This is a genomic window from Flavobacterium sp. PS2 (assembly GCF_046250155.1).
Lineage (GTDB): Bacteria > Bacteroidota > Bacteroidia > Flavobacteriales > Flavobacteriaceae > Flavobacterium.
This window is the reverse complement of record NZ_CP176426.1, coordinates 1,792,387-1,813,837: the sequence shown is the minus strand read 5'-3', so window position 1 is coordinate 1,813,837 and position 21,451 is coordinate 1,792,387. Positions and strand designations below refer to the sequence as shown.

General features: G+C 32.5%; 22 protein-coding genes. 12 read left to right on the top strand and 10 right to left on the bottom strand.

Features of this window, described 5'->3' with window-relative positions; all coding sequences use genetic code 11:
• Nucleotides 1–305: 305 nt before the first annotated feature.
• The 3 genes from ACJ6WR_RS07700 to ahcY all read right to left on the bottom strand — a co-directional run bounded on the left by ACJ6WR_RS07700 (nucleotide 306) and on the right by ahcY (nucleotide 4,830).
• Nucleotides 306–2,624: a patatin-like phospholipase family protein gene (locus ACJ6WR_RS07700; RefSeq protein WP_409417505.1), complete on the bottom strand. Its 2,319-nt coding sequence runs from the start codon at nucleotides 2,622–2,624 to the stop codon at nucleotides 306–308.
• A 141-nt stretch (nucleotides 2,625–2,765) separates the two neighbouring features.
• Nucleotides 2,766–3,392, bottom strand: coding sequence for a hypothetical protein (locus ACJ6WR_RS07695; RefSeq protein ID WP_039111836.1), 627 nt, complete (start codon nucleotides 3,390–3,392; stop codon nucleotides 2,766–2,768).
• 121 nt (nucleotides 3,393–3,513) lie between these two features.
• On the bottom strand, nucleotides 3,514–4,830 hold the full coding sequence (gene ahcY / locus ACJ6WR_RS07690; protein ID WP_039111837.1) for an adenosylhomocysteinase: 1,317 nt from the start codon (nucleotides 4,828–4,830) through the stop codon (nucleotides 3,514–3,516).
• 376 nt (nucleotides 4,831–5,206) lie between these two features.
• Here ahcY and ACJ6WR_RS07685 point away from each other — a divergent pair, with 376 nt between their 5' ends.
• Nucleotides 5,207–5,839: a 4'-phosphopantetheinyl transferase family protein gene (locus ACJ6WR_RS07685; RefSeq protein WP_409417504.1), complete on the top strand. Its 633-nt coding sequence runs from the start codon at nucleotides 5,207–5,209 to the stop codon at nucleotides 5,837–5,839.
• 204 nt (nucleotides 5,840–6,043) lie between these two features.
• Here ACJ6WR_RS07685 and ACJ6WR_RS07680 read toward each other — a convergent pair whose 3' ends face one another.
• From ACJ6WR_RS07680 to ACJ6WR_RS07670, 3 genes are all read right to left on the bottom strand, one after another.
• Nucleotides 6,044–6,433, bottom strand: coding sequence for a group III truncated hemoglobin (locus ACJ6WR_RS07680; RefSeq protein ID WP_409417503.1), 390 nt, complete (start codon nucleotides 6,431–6,433; stop codon nucleotides 6,044–6,046).
• 2 nt (nucleotides 6,434–6,435) lie between these two features.
• Complete coding sequence (locus ACJ6WR_RS07675; RefSeq protein WP_409417502.1) at nucleotides 6,436–6,717, bottom strand: hypothetical protein; 282 nt, start codon at nucleotides 6,715–6,717, stop codon at nucleotides 6,436–6,438.
• Nucleotides 6,718–6,792: 75 nt separating this feature from the next.
• A complete protein-coding gene (locus ACJ6WR_RS07670) occupies nucleotides 6,793–7,389 on the bottom strand; it encodes a Crp/Fnr family transcriptional regulator (protein WP_409417501.1) in 597 nt (198 codons plus the stop codon).
• Between the two features lie 95 nt (nucleotides 7,390–7,484).
• Here ACJ6WR_RS07670 and ACJ6WR_RS07665 point away from each other — a divergent pair, with 95 nt between their 5' ends.
• From ACJ6WR_RS07665 to ACJ6WR_RS07645, 5 genes are all read left to right on the top strand, one after another.
• Nucleotides 7,485–8,213 carry a geranylgeranylglyceryl/heptaprenylglyceryl phosphate synthase gene (locus ACJ6WR_RS07665; protein ID WP_039111842.1) on the top strand — a complete coding sequence of 243 codons (729 nt, stop codon included), beginning with the start codon at nucleotides 7,485–7,487 and terminating at the stop codon, nucleotides 8,211–8,213.
• Between the two features lie 33 nt (nucleotides 8,214–8,246).
• The gene (pnuC, locus tag ACJ6WR_RS07660; protein ID WP_409417500.1) at nucleotides 8,247–8,870 is read left to right on the top strand and encodes a nicotinamide riboside transporter PnuC; all 624 of its coding nucleotides are present in this window, start codon (nucleotides 8,247–8,249) and stop codon (nucleotides 8,868–8,870) included.
• Entirely contained in the window at nucleotides 8,831–10,939 is a 2,109-nt protein-coding gene (locus ACJ6WR_RS07655) for a DUF4301 family protein (protein WP_409417499.1), read from the top strand. Before pnuC ends, ACJ6WR_RS07655 begins: the two co-directional genes overlap by 40 nt.
• Nucleotides 10,939–11,343, top strand: a complete 405-nt coding sequence (gene arfB, locus ACJ6WR_RS07650; protein ID WP_409417498.1) for an alternative ribosome rescue aminoacyl-tRNA hydrolase ArfB — start codon at nucleotides 10,939–10,941, stop codon at nucleotides 11,341–11,343. Before ACJ6WR_RS07655 ends, arfB begins: the two co-directional genes overlap by 1 nt.
• A 283-nt stretch (nucleotides 11,344–11,626) precedes the next feature.
• Nucleotides 11,627–13,807 carry a TonB-dependent receptor gene (locus ACJ6WR_RS07645; RefSeq protein WP_409417497.1) on the top strand — a complete coding sequence of 727 codons (2,181 nt, stop codon included), beginning with the start codon at nucleotides 11,627–11,629 and terminating at the stop codon, nucleotides 13,805–13,807.
• 59 nt (nucleotides 13,808–13,866) lie between these two features.
• Here the strand turns inward: ACJ6WR_RS07645 and ACJ6WR_RS07640 are convergent, their stop codons facing one another.
• A complete protein-coding gene (locus ACJ6WR_RS07640) occupies nucleotides 13,867–14,283 on the bottom strand; it encodes a hypothetical protein (protein ID WP_086894860.1) in 417 nt (138 codons plus the stop codon).
• A 155-nt stretch (nucleotides 14,284–14,438) separates the two neighbouring features.
• Here ACJ6WR_RS07640 and greA point away from each other — a divergent pair, with 155 nt between their 5' ends.
• A complete protein-coding gene (greA, locus tag ACJ6WR_RS07635; RefSeq protein ID WP_039111852.1) occupies nucleotides 14,439–14,915 on the top strand; it encodes a transcription elongation factor GreA in 477 nt (158 codons plus the stop codon).
• A gap of 64 nt (nucleotides 14,916–14,979) precedes the next feature.
• Nucleotides 14,980–15,366: an HIT family protein gene (locus ACJ6WR_RS07630; RefSeq protein WP_039111853.1), complete on the top strand. Its 387-nt coding sequence runs from the start codon at nucleotides 14,980–14,982 to the stop codon at nucleotides 15,364–15,366.
• 70 nt (nucleotides 15,367–15,436) lie between these two features.
• On the opposite strand, the gene ACJ6WR_RS07625 is transcribed toward ACJ6WR_RS07630, so the two are convergent.
• A complete protein-coding gene (locus ACJ6WR_RS07625; protein WP_086894861.1) occupies nucleotides 15,437–16,591 on the bottom strand; it encodes a sensor histidine kinase in 1,155 nt (384 codons plus the stop codon).
• Between the two features lie 157 nt (nucleotides 16,592–16,748).
• Here ACJ6WR_RS07625 and ACJ6WR_RS07620 point away from each other — a divergent pair, with 157 nt between their 5' ends.
• From ACJ6WR_RS07620 to ACJ6WR_RS07605, 4 genes are all read left to right on the top strand, one after another.
• Nucleotides 16,749–17,633: a flavin reductase family protein gene (locus ACJ6WR_RS07620; protein WP_039111855.1), complete on the top strand. Its 885-nt coding sequence runs from the start codon at nucleotides 16,749–16,751 to the stop codon at nucleotides 17,631–17,633.
• A gap of 23 nt (nucleotides 17,634–17,656) precedes the next feature.
• Nucleotides 17,657–18,028: a DUF3127 domain-containing protein gene (locus tag ACJ6WR_RS07615; protein WP_039111856.1), complete on the top strand. Its 372-nt coding sequence runs from the start codon at nucleotides 17,657–17,659 to the stop codon at nucleotides 18,026–18,028.
• A gap of 75 nt (nucleotides 18,029–18,103) precedes the next feature.
• Nucleotides 18,104–18,748 carry a leucyl/phenylalanyl-tRNA--protein transferase gene (gene aat / locus ACJ6WR_RS07610; protein ID WP_409417496.1) on the top strand — a complete coding sequence of 215 codons (645 nt, stop codon included), beginning with the start codon at nucleotides 18,104–18,106 and terminating at the stop codon, nucleotides 18,746–18,748.
• Complete coding sequence (locus ACJ6WR_RS07605; RefSeq protein WP_409417495.1) at nucleotides 18,735–19,532, top strand: MOSC domain-containing protein; 798 nt, start codon at nucleotides 18,735–18,737, stop codon at nucleotides 19,530–19,532. The genes aat and ACJ6WR_RS07605 overlap by 14 nt, the downstream gene beginning before the upstream one ends.
• Here ACJ6WR_RS07605 and ACJ6WR_RS07600 read toward each other — a convergent pair.
• Both ACJ6WR_RS07600 and thiH read right to left on the bottom strand, forming a co-directional pair.
• Entirely contained in the window at nucleotides 19,529–20,239 is a 711-nt protein-coding gene (locus ACJ6WR_RS07600) for a HesA/MoeB/ThiF family protein (RefSeq protein WP_409417494.1), read from the bottom strand. The genes ACJ6WR_RS07605 and ACJ6WR_RS07600 overlap by 4 nt on opposite strands.
• A 71-nt stretch (nucleotides 20,240–20,310) precedes the next feature.
• Entirely contained in the window at nucleotides 20,311–21,432 is a 1,122-nt protein-coding gene (thiH, locus tag ACJ6WR_RS07595; protein ID WP_409417493.1) for a 2-iminoacetate synthase ThiH, read from the bottom strand.
• Nucleotides 21,433–21,451: the final 19 nt, after the last annotated feature.

The following is a 21,451-nucleotide window of genomic DNA, read 5'->3' as shown; positions in this document are numbered from 1 at the left end:
CTTGATTTGATTTTAAAACATTTTCTTTATCCCAATAATGTTTTATAGCTAATATATAAATATAATCTAGGAGTTACTTCCTGTATGTAAAAAGAATGGTCTTAAATTAATTTGATGATTTTGTTTGCGTGAGGGATAGGAGGTAGCTACTAAAAGCCCTCCCGATAGCTATCCGGAAGCCGACAGCGTTAAAGAAAATACCCAATGAACGTAATGCTTATTGGGTATTTTTTTTAATGGTGGCACGCCCAAATTATAAATTTTAGATTTATGAGTTTAGATTTAAAAAAGAAACCCGATTTTTCTTAAGGATTTAGTGATAATCCGACACTAAAAAACAATCTTACTTTGTCAATATTATTTATCCAGGAAGTATCAAAATGGATTGGACCCAAAATGGATTGATAGGAAATCGCGGCACCTCCAGATATTACAAGGCTAGGGTCGAAGCCATCATCCCATTTTCCTTTTGGACTAAATGCCTTATTAATGTATTTATCAAAAGATTCAAACCCAACAGTTGCGATATTAAAATGGGGTGTTAGATAGATTTTTCCCATAAGATTTATTTGAGAAGCAATTTTTAAGCCCATATATTGTGAAACATTGAGTTCATCTTCATGTAGGCCAGGAAATGAAAAACGATTACTACCAGAACTTGGTATAATTCCTCCTAAGAAATATTTTGAAGCATAACCAAAATCTGAATATGAAATTTGATCGTCTTTAAGTTTATCCTCAAAAATAAAATAAGAATCAAACCCAATGATTCCTGTAATTTTCTTTCTTATAAGAGCTCTCTTTTCAAAGCTGAAACCAAATTTTGTATATCCATTGGTTGCGCCAGATATGCTTGTTTGATCTGGGTCGTTAAAAGAGGTGTAGACATCTGTTAACAATGAGCGGGTTACATTTGCTTTTATAATTGTTCCATTTTCGGCAAAGAAAACTTTATCCATATTATTGTAGGCATAATGCATGTTTAATTCTATACTGTTTAAGGAGTAATCGGTGATGTCGATTGAGTTAGGATTGTATTCTCTGTCGTATTTTGGTTTTAAATTGGCATATTGATAGTGTAAACCATAGCCAAAATAACTTTTTAATGAATTTAAATTTCTGTTAATCTCATTATTAAATTCAAAATAATTATAAAGTACATTATCTGAAGCTTTGCCATCAAAATAAATTTCTTGCCTTAAAAAGGCTCCATAAAGTTCAGATGACCACCACCAGTCTCTGTTTTTTCCGAAATTTTTCTGAAAATTGATTCTTGCTTTTGGCTGCTCTGCAATATCCACTGTTACAAGAAGACGAGATGCTCTGGCAAGAACATTTCTTGCAGTGTAATTAAAAATGATTCCAACGCCTCGGTAAGTATCGTAATGTACGGATGTGTTGAGTTGGTTTTTGGCGCGTTCATGTCCAAATAGAGTAACTCCTAGTTTGTCGCCATCTTTGATGAAATAACTGTATGTAATTTCATCAAAAAGATTGGTACCCATGGCTCTGTTAATGCCTGCTATTAAATCTTTGGTGGTATATTTTGTATTTGTTTTAAGATTTATTCTTCCTAATACCAAAGCAAGGTTTTCGGGACTAATTTTTTTGTAAACAATAGTGTCAAGAACAAATTCTGGAGGCATGTTTGGTAATTCGTGAATTCGTTGTGTGTATCCTTTTAATTTTTCGGATAATGCAATTAAAGCTGGAAGATTTTCTGCTGTTGCTATTTTACCATCTTTGTAGATTTCATCACTATCTGCAAAATCAGCGGTAGAAAAACGTAAGTTTGGTAAATGATCGACTAAGATCGTACAGAGTTTTCGGTTTGCTGGATTCTTAATATTACTCGGGAACATACTGGTTTGTGTCAATATAGTCACAAGATTGTTCAGTTTGTCTATTGGCTCCAATCCACCACCTACATCACTACCAATAATAATATCGGCACCCATTTGTTTGGCAACATCTGTAGGGAAATTATTCATTACACCACCATCAACTAATACTGTTTTTTCATATGCCATAGGCTTAAAAATAGCTGGCAGTGACATACTGGCTCTCATGGCATAAGCAAGATTACCTTTGCTTAGAATAACTTCTTTTCCTTCGGATAAATCGGTAGCCATGGCTCTAAACGGTATTGGCAGACTGTCAAAATTTTTAACATTATATACAGGATAGGTCAATTCAGCAAGGTATTCTCTTAAATTTTGATCATTTAACAGAGAGCCAACGCTGTTTAGTTTTTTATCTTTAATTCCTATTCCAACTAAATAGCGCTGAAATTCTCTTTTTTCCTCTACACTTACAGATCTTAGCGACTGGCCTCCGCCAAGTAATTTATCCCAATTAATGTTTTTGGTTAATTTTTCGATACTATCGCCAGAATATCCCATGGCGTATAAACCTCCTATAACGCTTCCCATACTATTCCCTACAATAAGATCGGGAACGATGTGTAGAGAATCTAGTTTTTGTAAAAGCGGAATATGCGCAATTCCTTTTGCTCCGCCACCACTTAAGACTAAAACGACTTTAGGTTTCTTTTCCTGAGAAAAAATAATTTGCGGGAGAATAAGTAAAAATAAGAAGATGATTAAAAAAGTTGTTTTTTTCAAGTTTGTACTATTTAAGTATTTGAGAAATAGATTCTTATTTTAATTATTAAAAGTAAGTAGATATTTATAAACGTGCAATTTTTTGAGTGAAATGTTTTTTATGCCTGGTTGGGTGAGATTTTGATAAATTGTAGAGATAAATTATTGTAACTTAAAATATTGAAAGTGAGAATTACCGCATATCATCTCAGAAACTCCATTTTCTGTTTCAAAACCAATAAAATAAGCATTTAAAATCCCTGAATTTTCATCAATAGAATATCGCCAAACTTCTTTATTTTTATACACAAATTCTGTAAAGTTAGAATCATAGTCGATGTAAGTTGCAATTTCTGCTTTTTTACAAAAAATCACTGGCTCAGTTTTTATGAAACACCATTCTTTCGATTTTTTGTAAAGCTCAAAAAATAATATTTCATTGGAATTAATTGTTAACATTTCTCCAATCAAACCATTTTCATCGGGCATAACCCAATTTGAATCGGTGCTAATTTTTTTCCAATTTCCAGATATGTTTTTCAACAAATTTTCTCTGACGATTGATTTTAAGGAATCGTATTTTTTATATGCAATTTGTCCTAGTTCGTTGTCGGGAATAATATGATGGGCAAAAAAAAATAATTGGATTGCTTTTTCATTTTGCCCTTTTTGTAAAAAAGATTCTCCTAAATCAAATCTGTCTTTTTGAAATTCATATTTAGAATTGCCTTGGGCGGTTAATTCAATAGACACAATTAAAAAAATAATGATAAAAATATAATTTTTCATGTTTTTTAGATTGTTACAATAATACAAAAACCCTCACATTTCTGCAAGGGTTCTAATATTCAGTTAATTTTAAAAATCTATCCCGAAGCTTCGGGTCTATAATCTTAAATCTAAAATTAATCTAGTATCTGTAGTATTCTGGTTTGAATGGACCTTCAACTGGAACACCAATATAAGCAGCTTGATCGTCACGTAAAGTTTCCAATTCAACTCCTAATTTAGCTAAGTGCAAAGCAGCAACTTTTTCATCTAAATGTTTTGGTAACATGTAAACGTCATTGTTGTAAGCAGCACTGTTTTTCCATAATTCGATTTGTGCCAAAGTTTGGTTTGTAAATGAGTTACTCATTACAAAACTTGGGTGACCTGTAGCACAACCAAGGTTTACTAAACGACCTTCAGCAAGAATGATGATATCTTTTCCAGCGATAGTATATTTGTCAACCTGAGGTTTGATTTCGATTTTAGATGCACCGTGGTTTTTGTTCAACCAAGCCATATCAATTTCGTTATCAAAGTGTCCGATGTTACAAACAACAGTTTTGTCTTTCATTTGCTCGAAGTGCTCTCCAAGAACGATATCTTTATTTCCAGTAGTTGTAATGATGATATCAGCATTAGCAATTACAGTGTTTAGTTTTTTAACTTCATAACCGTCCATTGCAGCTTGTAAAGCACAAATTGGGTCAATTTCAGTAACTGTTACAATAGATCCTGCACCTCTAAAAGAAGCAGCAGTTCCTTTTCCAACATCACCGTATCCACAAACGATAACTCTTTTTCCAGCTAACATTAAGTCAGTTGCACGACGTACAGCATCTACAGCAGATTCTTTACAACCGTATTTGTTATCAAATTTAGATTTAGTAACAGAGTCATTTACGTTAATTGCAGGCATTGGCAAAGTTCCGGCTTTTACTCTTTCGTAAAGTCTGTGTACACCAGTTGTAGTTTCTTCAGACAAACCTTTAATTCCAGCAACCAATTCAGGGTAACGGTCAATAACCATATTAGTTAAATCTCCACCGTCATCAAGAATCATGTTCAATGGTTTTCTGTCTTCACCAAAGAATAAAGTTTGCTCGATACACCAGTCAAAATCCTCTTCGTTAAGACCTTTCCAAGCATAAACCTGAATTCCAGCAGCAGCAATAGCAGCAGCAGCCTGATCTTGAGTAGAGAAAATGTTACAAGAACTCCAAGTAACTTCAGCACCAAGAGCAATTAAAGTTTCGATTAAAACTGCAGTCTGGATAGTCATGTGTAAACATCCTGCAATACGAGAACCTGCAAGAGGTTGTTCGTCTTTATATTCAGCACGAAGCGCCATTAAACCTGGCATTTCAGCTTCAGCTAGTTCAATTTCTTTTCTTCCCCAAGCCGCTAGAGAGATGTCTTTTACTTTGAAAGCCACAAAAGGCATAGTTGTAGTACTCATTTATAGTATATTTGTAATTGTAAAATTTTTTGCAAATTTACGGAATAACTTTATAATTTAACTAATTTCTAAAAGATTTGTGAAATGTTTAATCACTTAATCTTTTGAACATTAGCTGAATAATTTAAATACCCATCAAAGTATAGTAAGAGTGAGAAGCTAATCCCGCTATTCGCTATATCTTTTTCCATGCAAAAAAAGCATGAAAAAAGGATGCCGCTACTATCGGGGCTAAAAACATTAGATATTACGAGTTTATACAAACTCCTAATTTTTTAAAATATAGTAAAAGAGTAAATTATAATGTTTGGTTTCAGGGTATTTTCGACAGAAGCAAAATTTATAATTCATAATTTATAATTCACAATTAAAACAAATGCCTTTACATCAAACAATACAGTTTAACCCAACAACACAAATTTTAATTTGGAAGATAACCGAGTCTTTCGAAGAGTTGCTTGATAAAGTAGTTTTAAAAGAAAAAACACAACTTCGTTTAAACGGAATGAAATCCGATTTGCATAAACGAGGATTCTTAAGTGTACGTATGCTTATGCAAGAAGCAGGTTTTACCGATCTAGATTTGCATTATGACCAATTCGGAAAACCGTATTTAAGTTGCCACAATCATATATCAATTACACATTCGCATAATTTTTCGGCAATAATTATTAGCGAAGAAACCGTAGGAATCGATATCGAACTCCAACGCGAAAAAATCTTAAGAATTGCTGATAAATTTGTAGATAGAGAATTCGATTATTTAAATTCCGATGCATTAGAAGAATACATAAAAAAACTCACCGTGATTTGGGGAGCAAAAGAAGCCATCTTCAAAATCCGAAACGAAAAAGGAATCAGTTTTAAAGATCATATTAGAGTAAATTCCTTTTCGTTAGAAGAAAGTAAAACATTGGCAAGCCTACATTTTGATGATTTGGTAAAAGACTTTGTAGTGTACTATGAAGAAATAGAAAACTTTACTTTAGTCTACGCGTTGGAGAAATAGTGTTCAGTTTTTTAGCAATTAGTATTCAGTGGCAGTTTTAGTTTCAGTGAAAAAAGTCTCAGTAATCAGTAAAGCTCAATACAATAATCAGCCAAAAAATCTGCGTGCTAAAAAAATAGTCACAGTATTTAGTTTCAGTAATAACTCTTAGCGTTTCTTTGTGTTTTTTGCGAACCTTTGTGTAATAATCCTCATAATAACAAGCTAAGCTTTCGAGCGGTTTTCAAACATACTCAAATAAAGAAACGTACTCATTTTTCTAGCTCTTCGTTTAAGAGTATCTACATTTTCCCCTTCGTAGAGTTCATCTAGCGTTTCAAACCACACATTTAGCCAGATTCCGAACTCATGCGATGAAATCTGATGGTTAAAATAATCATCAACTTTATTGTGCGCTTCAATAGGATTGCCTTTATATTTTTTGACAGCGAATAAATTGGTTTCCCAAAAATCAGTTAGTTTCTCCAGGTGTTCATCCCAATCTTTAATCATATCATTAAAATAAAAGCCAATCTCAGTATTGGCTCTTATTTTTGTATAGAAAGTGTTTACCAGAAGCGATATATCTTCTCTGTTTTCTATTTGTTTTTTCATAACTAAATGTTGTTTGTAATAATAAACAAGATACTAAAAAAGATGCTTGTTATAATTAGGTTAAAAACCGTTTTATGGCTCATTTGTGCCAGGATAGAAGTATTAGCAATGATATTAGCAAAAACAATTATTGCAAGCTGAATCATTTGTGTTACCGATGTTCCATTAGCCAGAACAAACATTGCTGCAGCTGCACCAAGACAGCTTTGTCCAATAATTGCCATAGTTGCAGAGCCAATGTAACTTTTATTAAAATTTTCGAATGTTGAGTTATAAAGTGTCATGATATATAATTTTAGAGTAACAAAGTTACGGTCCACATATATCTCACATTTATGACTCAAATCATAAAGCAAAAACTATCGGTACACTTTCCGGTTTATAATTTTTAATTCGCCTTTCTTCTCTAAGGATTTTATAGCACGTATTACGGTTTCAACCCGAAGTCCAGATAAATCACCAATTTGTTGTCGCGTAAAATTGATGAGGTGTCCATTTGCATCTTTCTTAAAATTAAAATTTGCAATAGCATAGTCAATCAATCGTAATACACGATGTTCGGGTTCATGAGTAGATATTTCGGCAGCCATTACCGATTTGTAATACAATCGTTGTGCTAAGTTTTCGATAATTTTAATACTTATTGCAGGGTTTTCATTTAATAATTTCATGAAACTTTCCTTAGGAACACAAAGTATTTCGGCATCTTCTACAATAACAGCACTAGCAGGATACTTTTGATTTAAGAATAAAGGAGGTTCTCCAAATGATTGACCTTTATAGAAAATTCCCTGAATAAATTCCCGACCATCATCATTATAATTATTCATTTTTACTTCGCCCGAAAGAATCTGATAATAGTACGCAGGCAACTTACCTTCTTTAAAAACAACAGTTGTTTTTGTGAATTTTTTCTGTATTGCGTCGTATTTTTCTAGTAATTCAATAGCAATCATAGGTTTGTTCCTTTCGTTAGTTAAAGCGAATACACAAATATAATTGATTCGAAATAGTTCTCTTGCATAAAAAAACTTTTACTTTTACGCTCGCTATGGGACAAAAATTACAAAACATATATAAAGAAATACGTTTGGCCAAAGTTGAGAATCGAAAATTACTTGCGATTCTTTTGGATCCAGATAAAATTACTTGGCAAAACCTTGATAGCTTATTGCAAAAAATTAATCAATCGCCAGCAACACATATTTTTGTAGGAGGTAGTTTGGTCGAAAGTACTGTTTTGGAAGATTTAGTTTTTCAGTTAAAATTAAAAACTAATTTGCCAGTTATGATTTTTCCTGGAGACCCATCGCAAATTTCACCACAAGCAGATGCAATTCTATTTTTATCATTATTGTCGGGTAGAAATCCAGATTATTTAATCGAATATCAGGTTCAGGCAGCGCCAATCTTAAAAAAAATGAATCTGGAGATTATTTCAACAGGATATATTTTAATTGAAAGCGGCAATGAAACTGCGGTTGCACGAGTAAGCAAAACAAAACCATTAGATAGAACAAATCTTGATTTGGCATTAGCAACAGCTCTGGCAGGCGAAATGTTAGGGAATAAATTAATTTACTTAGAAGCAGGAAGTGGGGCAAAGCAAGCTGTTCCGTTAGAAATGATTCAGCTGATTTCTCAAAATGTAAATATTCCAGTAATTGTTGGCGGTGGAATTGTAGCTTTGTCACAAATTCAGAAAGTATATGAAATGGGAGCAGACCTTGTGGTTATAGGAACAGCTTTTGAAAACGATATTCATTTTTTTGAATCCTAAAATTCAATTTAAGTAATAAAACAGACAAGCTCAATGATTGATTTTTTTCTTAATGCGTATAAAAATGTTCCGCTTTGGCATATTGGCTTGGAATTTCTTGTTTTTGTGTTTGGAATTTTAAGTGTTTGGTTTGCCAAAAAAGAAAATATTTGGGTATATCCTACAGGATTAATAGCCACAGTAATTTCGGTTTATTTGCTTTATATAGCAGGTTATTTAGGCGATATGATGATTAATGGATACTTCTCGATTATGAGTATTTACGGTTGGTACAACTGGGCAAAAGGAGCAAATCAAGAAGATACCTTGCCAATTACACGTACAAATATTAAGGAAAAATTAACAGGTATTATCTTGTTTTTTATTACAATTGTTGTAGTTTTCGGCATTTATAAATTTTTCGATTATGAGTTACATAAAGATAATTATATTGATATTCTTGCCTCAGGCATATTCTTTACAGGAATGTGGTATATGGCAAAGAAAAAGATAGAAAATTGGACTCTCTGGATTATCGGTGATATTATTGTAGTGCCTTTATATGCTTATCGTGGGTTAGGAATGTTATCATTCCAATATTTAATTTTTACAATTTTGGCTATTTCAGCTTATTTAGAATGGAAGAAAATCTTAAACAACAAGATACAAGAATATTAAAATTTGCTTTGTTCGGTCCGGAGAGTACTGGTAAAACAACTTTAGCCAAGCAACTTGCCTCGTATTATGAAACGGAGTGGGTTCCTGAGTTTGCACGTGATTATCTTCAGGAAAGATGGGAAGAGAATCAGCATATTTGTGTTGAAGAAGATATGATGCCAATTGCTTATGGACAAACAAAATTAGAAAACGAAAAATTAGCTTTAGCAAATAAGTATTTATTTTGCGATACCAATCTTATGGTAACCAAGGTATTCTCAGAGATGTACTATGGTTTTTGTAATCCATTATTAAATGAAGCTGCACTAGAACACGAATACGATTTGTTTTTCCTTACCGATATAGATGTTCCTTGGGAAAAAGATGATATTCGGGATAGTCCAAAAGAACGAGAAAGTGTTTTCTCCGTTTTTAAAGAAACAGTAATCAATACCCAAAAACCGTATATAACCCTATCAGGAAATAAAAAATCACGCTTGGCCAAAGCAATAGAAATAATTAATGATTTGACGATTGCTAAAGAATTAGGTTTTTCTTCGGCCGATTTTGTACAAATTTACGAGCACGGAATTCCTTTTGAAAAAATTAAAAAGCAATTAACGATTTTTAAAAACGGAATAGGCAAAAGTATTTTAATAAGCCCAGCGACAGTTTTAAACGGGATTTTGAATTTATCAGAGGCTGATTTTGAAACAAAAGCGGCTATGTTTGATGCTAATAAATCGAATTTAAAATTAAAAAAATTCGTTCCGGCTTCTGGGGCAGCAAGCAGAATGTTTAAATTCTTGAATGCATTTCTAAATGATTTTAATATCGAAAAGGAAAGCATTAATGCCTATATCAACAGAAAAAAAGAAAGCCAATTATCTCTTTTTATTATAGGGATGGATAAGTTTCCTTTTTTTGAAGCTGTAGATAAAAAATTAAGGGAAGTATATTCTGATTTTGATTCTTTGAACACAGATTATAAAAATTATTATTTTATAAAAATGTTATTGGCTTCGGATTGTTTTGATTTTGCAAATAAACCAAAAGCGGTCTTGCCTTTTCATCAATATAAAACTCATATTGCAAATCCTATCGAGGAACATTTGCATGAATGTGCTTATTATGCCAGTTCAAATTCTGTTTCTAATTTGCATTTTACAGTTTCAGAAATTCATCAGAGTCAATTTGAAGAGTGTGTTGCTGCTGTTAAAACAAAAATTGAGAAAGAGTCAGGGACAAAAATTGGTATCAGTTATTCTTATCAAAATAAAAGTACCGATTCAATTACAGTCGATTTAGAAAATCAACCAGTAAGAACGGATGATGGACAATTGGTTTTTAGACCAGGCGGACATGGTGCTTTAATAGAAAATTTAAATAATCTGGATGCTGATGTTATTTTTATCAAGAACATCGATAATGTAATCCAGAATCATATAGAGAAAATTGCTTTGTATAAAAAAGCATTAGCAGGTATTTTAATAGAATTGCAAAATAAAGTTTTTGGTTACCTAAATGATATTGAAAATCAACAAATAACTGAAGGAAAAATCGCTGAGGTAGTTTTGTTTTTAAAACAAAATCTAAATATAGAAGTAGCTATTGAAAAACTCACTTTTGAAAATAAAATAAATCGAATAAAAGAAGTTTTGGATAGGCCAATTCGCGTATGCGGAATGGTGAAAAATGAAGGGGAACCAGGAGGAGGGCCATTTTGGGTTCAGGACGAAGAGGGAGTAATTTCGCTTCAGATTGTAGAAGCTTCTCAGGTAGATTTAGCAGACAAAAACCAAGCAGCTATTTTAGCAAATGCAACTCATTTTAATCCAGTTGATCTAGTTTGTGGGATTAAAAATTATAAAAGCGAAAAGTTTGATTTAACAAAATTTATAAATCATAATGCAGGTTTTATAGTCGAAAAAAGTGCTGGCAAAAATACTGTAAAAGGATATGAATTACCAGGATTATGGAATGGTGCAATGGCAAAATGGTTAACCGTTTTTGTTGCAGTACCGATAATTACTTTTAATCCTGTAAAAACGGTAAACGATTTATTAAAACCAGCACATCAACCACAATAATGGAAATAGAAAAGATTGTTACAGAACTAACCTATAAAGCTGTTCGTAGTAGTGGTGCTGGCGGACAGAATGTAAACAAAGTATCCTCGAAGGTTGTTTTGAGCTTTGATTTGCGAAATTCGCAAGCTTTATCTGAAGAAGAGAAAATACTTTTGGAAATAAAATTAGCAACAAGATTGACATTAGATACAATTTTAATCTTGAATTGTGATGAAGATAGAAGTCAGCTAAAAAACAAAAGTATCGTAACAAAACGATTTTTGGAATTGATTAAAAACGCTTTAATAATCCAGAAACCTCGAAAAGCGACTAAGATTCCAAAATCAGTAATTCGTAAACGTATCAAGGATAAAAAGAACATTTCGGAGATTAAGCAATCTCGAAAGAAACCAAATTTAGAATAAAATTCCAAAAATTAAATTCCAAATTCTAATAAAGATGACAGTAAAAACGAGTTTTTGGAATTTGGAATTTAATTTTTGGAATTTGTTTTTTAACACTACATTTGCACTGTCTCAAAGGGGTGCTCTAAATAACGAGCTGAGATCATACCCAAAGAACCTGAGCGAGTAATGTCGCTAAGGGAAAAAACGACAAGTCATAGCGTGCACACTATATTTTGTCGTGAAACATTTATTAATTTAACAAAAAGAATAATTCCCCCTTTTATTCGTAATTTTTTTACGGATGAAAATATTTTTTAAAGGTACTGAGGTACTAAGTTGCAAAGGTTCAAAGTTGAAAAACTATAAGCCATCTCTCTTTTTTCTATTCTCTTTTTTCTATTCTCTTTCTTCTTTTGCGCAAGTACAAGATACTACCAAAGTAAATCAATTAGATAATGTGTTGGTTTCGGCAGTACGTGTTACTACGAAAACCCCTGTAAGTTTTAGTAATTTAACTAAAAAAGACATTAAATTCAGAAATTTAGGTCAGGATATTCCAGTTCTTATGAATTATATGCCATCGGTTGTTACGACTTCGGATGCTGGAAACGGAGTAGGTTATTCAGGAATACGCGTACGAGGTAGTGATGCTACGAGAGTAAATGTTACCATAAACGGAATCCCGTATAATGATGCCGAGAGCCAAGGAACATTTTGGGTAAATATGCCTGATTTTGCTTCTTCTGTAGAGAGTTTGCAGTTGCAAAGAGGTGTTGGTACCTCAACAAACGGTTCGAGCGCTTTTGGAGCAAGTTTAAATTTATTAACCGATAGTTATGCTACAAAGGCTACGGGAGAAATTGCTACTTCATTTGGTTCATTCAATACATTAAAAAACACAGTTAAGTTTAGTACAGGTTTATTAAATGACCATTTTGAAATTGCAGGACGTTTATCGACTATAAAATCAGATGGATATATAGATAGAGCAAGCACAGATTTAAAATCCTATTTCTTGCAAGGAGCGTATGTAGGTAAAACGACTTTAATTAAAGCTTTGGTTTTCGGTGGAACCGAAAAAACGTACCAAGCTTGGAACGGAATTGATGCAGAAACTCTAAATACAGACAGAACCTATAACTCTGCTGGAAAGTTTAAAGATGCATTAGGAAATACTCGTTTTTATGATAATGAAACCGATAATTATAATCAAAACCATTATCAGTTACATTGGAGTGAATTTGTGTCCGAAAAATGGAGTACAAACCTTGCAGCACATTATACAAAAGGAAAAGGGTATTATGAAAATTATAAATATGATGAACCCGTTGAAGGTTATGGTGGGATTGAGCCTACTAAATTAGTATATAATGATTTAGGAGAATTAGTTCCGGGAACAGATTTAATTCGCCAAAAATGGTTGGATAATGATTTTTATGGAACTACATTTTCTGCAAAATATGTTACAGAAAAATTAGATGTAATTTTAGGTGGAGGTTGGAATAGATATGAAGGCGATCATTTTGGTAAAGTCATTTGGGCAAGAAATGCTTCTCAAACAGAACTTGGAGATCATTATTATGATGATCATTCGGTTAAAACAGACGGGAACATTTTTGCGAAAGCAAATTATCAATTAACTGATAAATTTAGTTTTTATGGTGATTTACAATATAGAAGCGTACAGTATAAAGCCAATAGCAAAGAAACTGGTTTGGTTGATGATAATTTTAATTTCTTTAATCCAAAAGCAGGATTGAATTACGAAATCAACTTAAAAAACACCTTGTATTTCTCTTATGCAAGAGCCAATCGTGAGCCAAATAGAACAGATTACGAAGGAGGAAATGTAAAACCAGAGAAACTAAATGATTTCGAATTAGGATGGAGGTATAATTCAGAGAAAGTACAATTGACTTCAAATGTGTATTATATGGCATACAAAGATCAATTGATTTTAACAGGAAGGTTAGATGATGTTGGTGCTTCAATTCGTGCTAATACCGAAAAAAGCTACCGTTTAGGGCTAGAAGTAGATGCTACGATTGCCTTGTCGGAGAAGTTTATAATAAGACCTAATTTTACATTAAGTAGTAACAAAAATGTTGATTTGGCTGTAGATGGGGAGTATTATGGAACTACAAGTATTGCCTATTCTCCAGAAGTAATAGTAGGGAACATTATTGTTTATAAACCAATCGAAGGGTTATATGTTTCGCTATTGCAAAAGTATGTTGGAGAACAATTCATGAATAATATAGAATTGCCAGCTGCAAAACTAGCAGATTATTTTACAAACGATTTGAATATTGCTTACGAGATAAAACCAAAATCTATATTTAAATCGATTACTATAACTGGTTTAGTAAATAATATTCTGGATAAAAAATATGTTTCAAACGGAGCTATGTGGGATATCTATCCGTCTTATTATCCACAAGCAGGAATTAATTTCTTAGCTGGATTAACGCTCAAGTTTTAAATCGACTTAGTTTTATATTTAAAAAGCCTGAAAGTTTAAACTTTCAGGCTTTTTGTTTTTTAGTTATATATACGTAATGTACTTCCGGCTACATCTACACGATATTGTTTCATAGGATACTCTTTATCCCCTAGTCCTGTAAATAAACTATAAACGCTTTTGTCACAAGAACAAACAGCATTTATGCCATCGATAGTCATGGCTACACAACTTGATATCGCTTCATTAGGACAAGCAGCATCAAAAACATTATATGAGGTTTCGCCAACTTTCATTACAATTAAACCTTTTGCTCCATAGTTAGGAATATATACAGGGTTGCTTATAAATTTAAGATTTGAATAGGCAGGCAAATTCGTATCAATGGTAAGATTTACCGAATAATTTGGAATATTAGGATTTTTACTTCTGTCACGACTATCACTACAAGACATGAGCAGAACAACAAACAGGGATAAAAGCCAGAATTTTTTCATTATTATAAAAAGAATTAGTGAAACAAAATTAATTTAATTAGATTTGAAATCTATATGATTAACATATAATTATGTACTATTAAAAATAATAGTATCTTTGTAATAAGAAATCCCGTCCCGATGGGATTTTTTCTATTTATATAAACGATGAAGTTATGAGTAAAGTATCTTATTATACAGCAGAAGGATTAAAAAAATTAAAAGATGAATTGGAGCACTTAAAAAGTGTAATGCGTCCAAAGGCATCTCAAGATATAGCCGAAGCAAGAGATAAAGGTGATTTATCTGAAAACGCCGAATATGATGCAGCCAAAGAAGCACAAGGCCTACTTGAAATGCGAATTTCTAAGATGGAAGAAGTGTATTCGAATGCAAGATTAATAGATGAATCGCAATTAGATGTTTCTAAAGCGTTGGTGCTTTCTAATGTAAAAATTAAAAATCAAAGCAACGGTATGGAAATGAAATATACGCTTGTTGCAGAAAGTGAAGCAGATTTAAAAACCGGAAAAATATCAGTTACTTCTCCAATAGGAAAAGGGTTACTTGGAAAATCAGTTGGTGAAGTTGCAGAAATCACAGTGCCAAACGGAGTTTTGAAATTTGAAATTCTTGAAATTACAAGAGACTAAATTTTTAGTTTAACTGTTTAATCGTTAAATCGGTTAAACGATTAACCAAATAAACGAATAAACAATGTCAATATTTACCAAAATAGTAAACGGAGAAATTCCAAGTTATAAAATTACCGAAGATGATAATTTTTTGGCGTTTCTGGATGTAAATCCAAATGCCAAAGGACACACGCTTTGCATCCCGAAGAAAGAAATCGATAAGATTTTTGATATGGATGATGAATTATATCTAGGATTAATGCAGTTTTCTAAAAAAGTTGCAATTGCTCTGGAGAAAACAGTTCCATGTAAAAGAGTAGGAATGGCAGTAGTAGGACTTGAAGTTCCTCATGCACACGTACACTTGATTCCGCTTAACGAAATGGATGAAATGCGTTTCCATAATAAAGTATCACTTAGTAAAGAAGAATTTGAGGCTTTGGCCAAAAGTATTCAGGCTAATTTATAAGTCTTAAATAAGTATCTTTTAAATAAAATAAAACCACAAATTCAATTCATGAGTTTGTGGTTTTTTATTTTTATGATGGAGAATTTATTTTGTAATTAAGTTGGATGATTGTTCCCTTTCCTATTTCAGATTGTAAAACCCTTATCTTTCCGCTATGATACTCCTCGACAATTCTTTTTGTTAATGAAAGACCTAATCCCCAACCTCTTTTTTTGGTTGTAAAACCAGGTTCGAATATGGTTTTAAATTGTTTTTTAGGAATCCCGATTCCAGTGTCCGAAACATTTATTTTTACTAAGTTTCCGTCTTGCTCAATTTTCAATGACAAATTGCCTTTTCCTTTCATAGCATCAATGGCATTTTTTACCAAATTCTCAATAGTCCAACTATGAAGAATAGGATTAATCATAACCATAATTGGATTCTCAGGCGTCTGGCAAGAAAAATTTACTTGTTTAGAGAAACGAGATTGTAAATAATCATAGGTATTTACTGTTTCCTGTACAATATCTTTATTTTCAAGAACTGGAGTAGATCCTATTTTCGAGAAACGATCAGTAATAGTTTGTAAACGCTCAATATCTTTCTCAATCTCTAAAGTAATTGATTGGTCAATATTTTCAGTCTTTAAAAACTCGACCCAACCAATCAGAGATGATAATGGAGTTCCTATTTGATGAGCTGTTTCTTTTGCCATTCCTGCCCAAAGCTTATTTTGGGTAGCCATTTTGGTACTTCTGTAAAAGTTATAAACCAAGCCTCCAAACAAAAAGATAATCAATAATAAAGCAATTGGATAATACTTAAGTTTATTTAATAATTCGGAGTTACCATAATATAGTTCCTGATGTTTTCCAGGAGCATACTCAATTACAATTGCCTCATTCTCCCGTTTTAGTTTGTTTAAAAAAGAACTAGCCTTTTGTTTATCTTTTATAACGGTTTCATCAATATTTACTGCACTTATAATACTGTCCTTCTCAGTTAAAATAATAGGAATCGAAGTGTTGTTGCTAAATATTTGTAATGGTAATTCGACATCGGTATTTTCATCAGCATTAATCAATGTTTTTTGAGCATTAGCCCAAAGATTCATTTTTAAGCGTTCCTCATTTTTAAAAATCTGAAAAAAGGTATAAGTGTTCCAAAGAATTAAGGAAATAATCAAAAAGGAAGCACAAATAATGATCCATCGGGTTGTATTTCTTCTTTCTGAAAAAAACATAAATTAAATTTTGAGGTATAAATATAACGAAATAAACATAGTATATATTTTGTACGGGTACAAAGATTTTTATTTTTAAAATGAATAGACTTCTTTCGAAACTTAAACGATTTATGTACTTTTGTTGTCTTCTAAAAATGATTAGAAAAATAAAAGTATGATTAGTATTGATCCAAAGGAAATTCCGACCGCAAAAGTGCAAGGTTATTTACAAAGTGCAGTTGGACCAAGGCCTATTGCTTTTGCAAGTACTATAGATAAAGACGGAAATCCGAATTTATCGCCATTTAGTTTCTTCAATGTTTTTAGCGCTAACCCGCCAATTTTAGTTTTTTCACCCTCTCGAAGAGTACGTGACAATTCTATAAAACATACTTTGATAAATGCCGAAGCTACACGTGAAGTTGTTATTAACGTGGTTAATTATGATATTGTACAACAAACATCGCTTGCTAGTACAGAATATGCCGATGGTGTAAACGAATTTATAAAATCGGGATTAACACAAATCCCATCGGATATTGTAAAACCGTATAGAGTAAAAGAGTCGCCAGTACAGTTTGAATGTAAAGTAACTCAAATTATTCCGTTAGGGACAGAAGGAGGAGCAGGGAATCTTATTCTTTGTGAAGTGGTAAAAATTCATATTCACGAAGCAATTTTGGATGAGAATGGAGCAATCGATCAACATAAAATAGACTTGGTTTCCCGCTTAGGAAGTAATTGGTATTCAAGATCGAATCAAGGACTTTTTGAAGTCGAAAAACCACTTACAACTCTAGGAGTAGGAGTAGATGCGATACCTGATTATGTAAAGGAAAGTCCTGTTTTTGACGGGAATGATTTAGGTAAATTAGGGAATATTGAAGCCTTGCCTACAACAGAAGAAGTTAGTATATTTGTGAAAGAAAACTTTTCTGTGAAGGGAGTATTGAGCTCAGATGATGATGTAAAAGTGCATCAAAAAGCTAAAAAGTATCTTGATGAAAACGATGTAATATCGGCTTGGAAAGTACTTTTGGCTAAGAAAATAAAAAAATAAATAACAATTAAATAAAAACGGAGATGGAAGTTACAGGAAAAGTAAAAGTTGTTAATCCAGAACAACAAGTTAGTGCATCATTCAAAAAAAGAGAACTTGTAGTTACTACAGAAGAGCAATATCCTCAACACATCATGATCGAATTTACTCAAGATAAATGCGATTTGTTGAGTAGCTATAAAACAGGAGATCCAGTAAAAGTTTCAATTAACTTAAGAGGAAGAGAATGGGTTAATCCACAAGGAGAAACTAAATACTTTAATAGTATCCAAGGATGGAGAATCGAAAGATTAGATACAGCTGCTCCAGCTCAAACTCCACCAATGCCTGCTGCAGAAGCTTTTGCTCCAGCAACAAACTTAAATGAAGACGAACCAGACGATTTACCATTTTAATCAATAGGTTTTGATTTTATAATAAACAAACCCGGCAATTTTTCAAATTTGTCGGGTTTTATATTTTACTTAAAAATGTATCATTTATCCGAAGTTTTATTTTTTCCGCCAGTTTCAGAAGCCAATTATGATGGTATTTTGGCAATTGGAGGTGATTTATCTCCAGAACGATTACAGCTAGCTTATCGAAGCGGAATTTTTCCATGGTTTAATGAAGGAGAACCAATATTATGGTGGTCGCCAAATCCTAGAATGGTTTTGTTTTTAGATGAATTGATTGTGACTAAAAGCATGCGCAATATTCTTAATCGAAACATCTTTAAAGTTACTTTCAACCAGAATTTTAGAGATGTAATTTCAAATTGCCAAAAGATAAAACGTGATGGACAAAATGGAACATGGATTTCTAATAACATGATTGAATCCTATTGTAAACTTCATGAGATGGGTTTTGCAAAATCGGTTGAGGTATGGGAGAATGATGTATTGGTAGGCGGTTTATATGGGGTAGATTTAGGACATGTTTTTTGTGGAGAAAGTATGTTCTCTAAAGTGTCTAATGCATCCAAAGTTGCTTTTATAGCTTTAGTAAATAAATTAAAAAATGAGAATTATAAACTCTTAGATTGTCAGGTTTATAATCCACACCTGGAAAGTTTAGGATGTCGGGAAATTGAACGTGATGTTTTTATGCAAATTTTAAATAATGATGAGTACTAGTTACATTGTAAAAGAACTTTATATCTATCCTATCAAAAGTTTGGCAGGAATTAGTTGTAAAAGCGCTAGGGCAGAAGAAATGGGGTTTGAAAATGACCGCAGATGGATGCTTGTTGATGAATTTAATCAATTTATTACTCAAAGAGAATATCCTTTTTTAAGTCAGTTCTATCCACAAATTTCGGATGGAAAAATGACAATAACATATCTAGATAAAAAACATGAGTTTTTTATTGATGAAAATTTAGGAACACCTATTTCTTCGATGGTATGGGATGATAAAAGCGAAGTTGTTGAGGTAAATAAAACAACTTCTGAATGGTTTACTGCTCAGTTAGGATTTACTTGTAAACTAGTCAGAATTATTAATAGCGGAGATAGAAAACATACAAATTCAAAACTAGATACCACATTTAATGTTAGTCTTGCCGATGGTTATCCGTACTTATTAATCGGAAGCGAAAGTCTAGATAATTTAAATGAAAAACTCCAAGAGAAAATAACTGTTTTAAGGTTCAGACCCAATATTGTAATTAGTACAGCAGTTGCACACGAAGAAGATACTTTTGAAGCTTTTCAGATTGGAAATGGCAAATTCAAAAATATAAAACCTTGCGGAAGATGTATTATGGTAAATAATGATCCTAGTAAAGGTGTTGTGAAAAAAGAACCGTTAAAAACATTAAGTAAGTACCGTAAAGTTGATAATTCAGTTTTCTTTGGTACAAATTTAGTGTGTCTGGAAAATGCTATTATTAATGTTGGTGATGCTATTGTTTTCTAAAAATTCAGTTTAGTAAAGTTCCAGTTTATCGTGTCAAAAAGAACCAATTCATTTTTTAATGTAGGTAAATCCAGAATTAGTTTTAATGTTTCGTGTGCCATCATTGTGCCGATTATTCCAGGTAATGTTCCAAGGACACCGTTGAGGTTACAATTAGGCACATCTTTAGGATCGGGCATTTCAGGGAATAAATCGTGTAAGTTTTTACTACCATTATGATTAAAAACAGCTACTTGTCCTTCAAATTTTAGAATACTTCCGTATACTAATGTTTTGTTTAAATTCACACAAGTGTCATTAACGAGATATCGTGTTTTAAAATTATCCGAACCATCTACCACAATATCAAAATCCTGAATAATTTGAGATGCATTTTCTGGAGTTAATTTTTCTTCAAAAGCGATAACAGTAATTAATGGATTTAGTTTTTCGACTACAGTTTTAGCAGTCAGAGTTTTGGCTTGACCAACAGTTTCTTCGGTATATAAAATCTGACGATGTAGATTATGAATTTCTATAATGTCAAAATCTATGATACCAATAGTTCCCACTCCGGCAGTTGCTAGATATTGCAAAATAGGGCAACCCAAGCCACCTGCACCGATAACCAATACTTTTGCTTGTTTTATTTTTTCTTGCCCAATATCACCAATTTCAGGCAACATCATTTGGCGGTTATAACGTAAAAAATCTTGGATAATGCTCATTTTTTGTGTTTAAAGTGAAGAGGTGAAATGTGAAATGAAATTAAGATTCGAGAGTATCTGGTTTAATGACTTTAAGATATTTGACTATATGTTCTATCCCAATCTTTCCAAACTGGCTCATAACCTGATTCTTTGATGATTTTAGCGATTTCCTGAGCCGAACGTTCATCGCTAATCTCGAATTGCTCTAATGATTGTGGATCAACGACATATCCGCCCGGGTTTGTTTTTGAACCTGCACTCATACTCGTCGTTCCAATCGGAATAATATTATTTCTGAATTTTTCATTTTCACGTGTCGATATAGAAATTTCCAAATCTTCATTCCATAATCGATACGCACAAATAAGTTGCGTTAAATCTTTATCATCCATAATAAAATTGGGTTCGATAATTTCTTCGGCAGGACGTAATCTGGGAAAAGAAACGGAATACTTAGTTTGCCAATATTTTTTCTGGAGATAATCGATATGCAAAGCATTAAAAAAACTATCGGTGCGCCAATCTTCCAATCCTAAAAGAACTCCTAATCCGATTTTGTGAATGCCTGCTGTTCCAATTCTGTCAGGAGTTTCAAGTCTAAAATCGAAATTTGATTTTTTGCCTTTTGTATGGTACTTTTTATAAACTTCCTGATGATACGTTTCTTGATAGACCAAAACGGAGTAAACTCCAGCTTCATGAAGTTTTTCATATTCTTCAGTAGAAAGCGGTTGAACTTCAACCGAAATAACCGAAAAATGCTCTCTTATTTGAGTAATTGCATTCAGGAAATAATTAATATTTACAGTATAATTTGCTTCGCCAGTTACCAATAAAATATGATCGAATCCAACATTTTTTAAAGCTTCAACTTCCAGTTTAATCTCAGGGTCTGAAAGTGTTTTTCGTTTGATTTTATTGTCCAAGCTAAAACCACAATAGGTACAAATGTTCTGGCATTCGTTACTTAAATAAAGTGGCGCGTACATTTGGATTGTTTTCCCAAAACGTTTCTTAGTAAGTTCATGGCATTCTTGCGCCATTTGCTCTAAATAAGGCAAAGCTGCTGGTGAGATAAGTGCCAGAAAATCATCAAGATTTCGTTTGTTTTTGGTCAATGCACGTTCTACTTCCTGTGGGGAGGTTTGGTATATTTTGGATTGGATGGTATTCCAATCGTATTGATTAAAAACAGATTTGAATGTGTTCATTTGAATTTTGTTTGTTTCA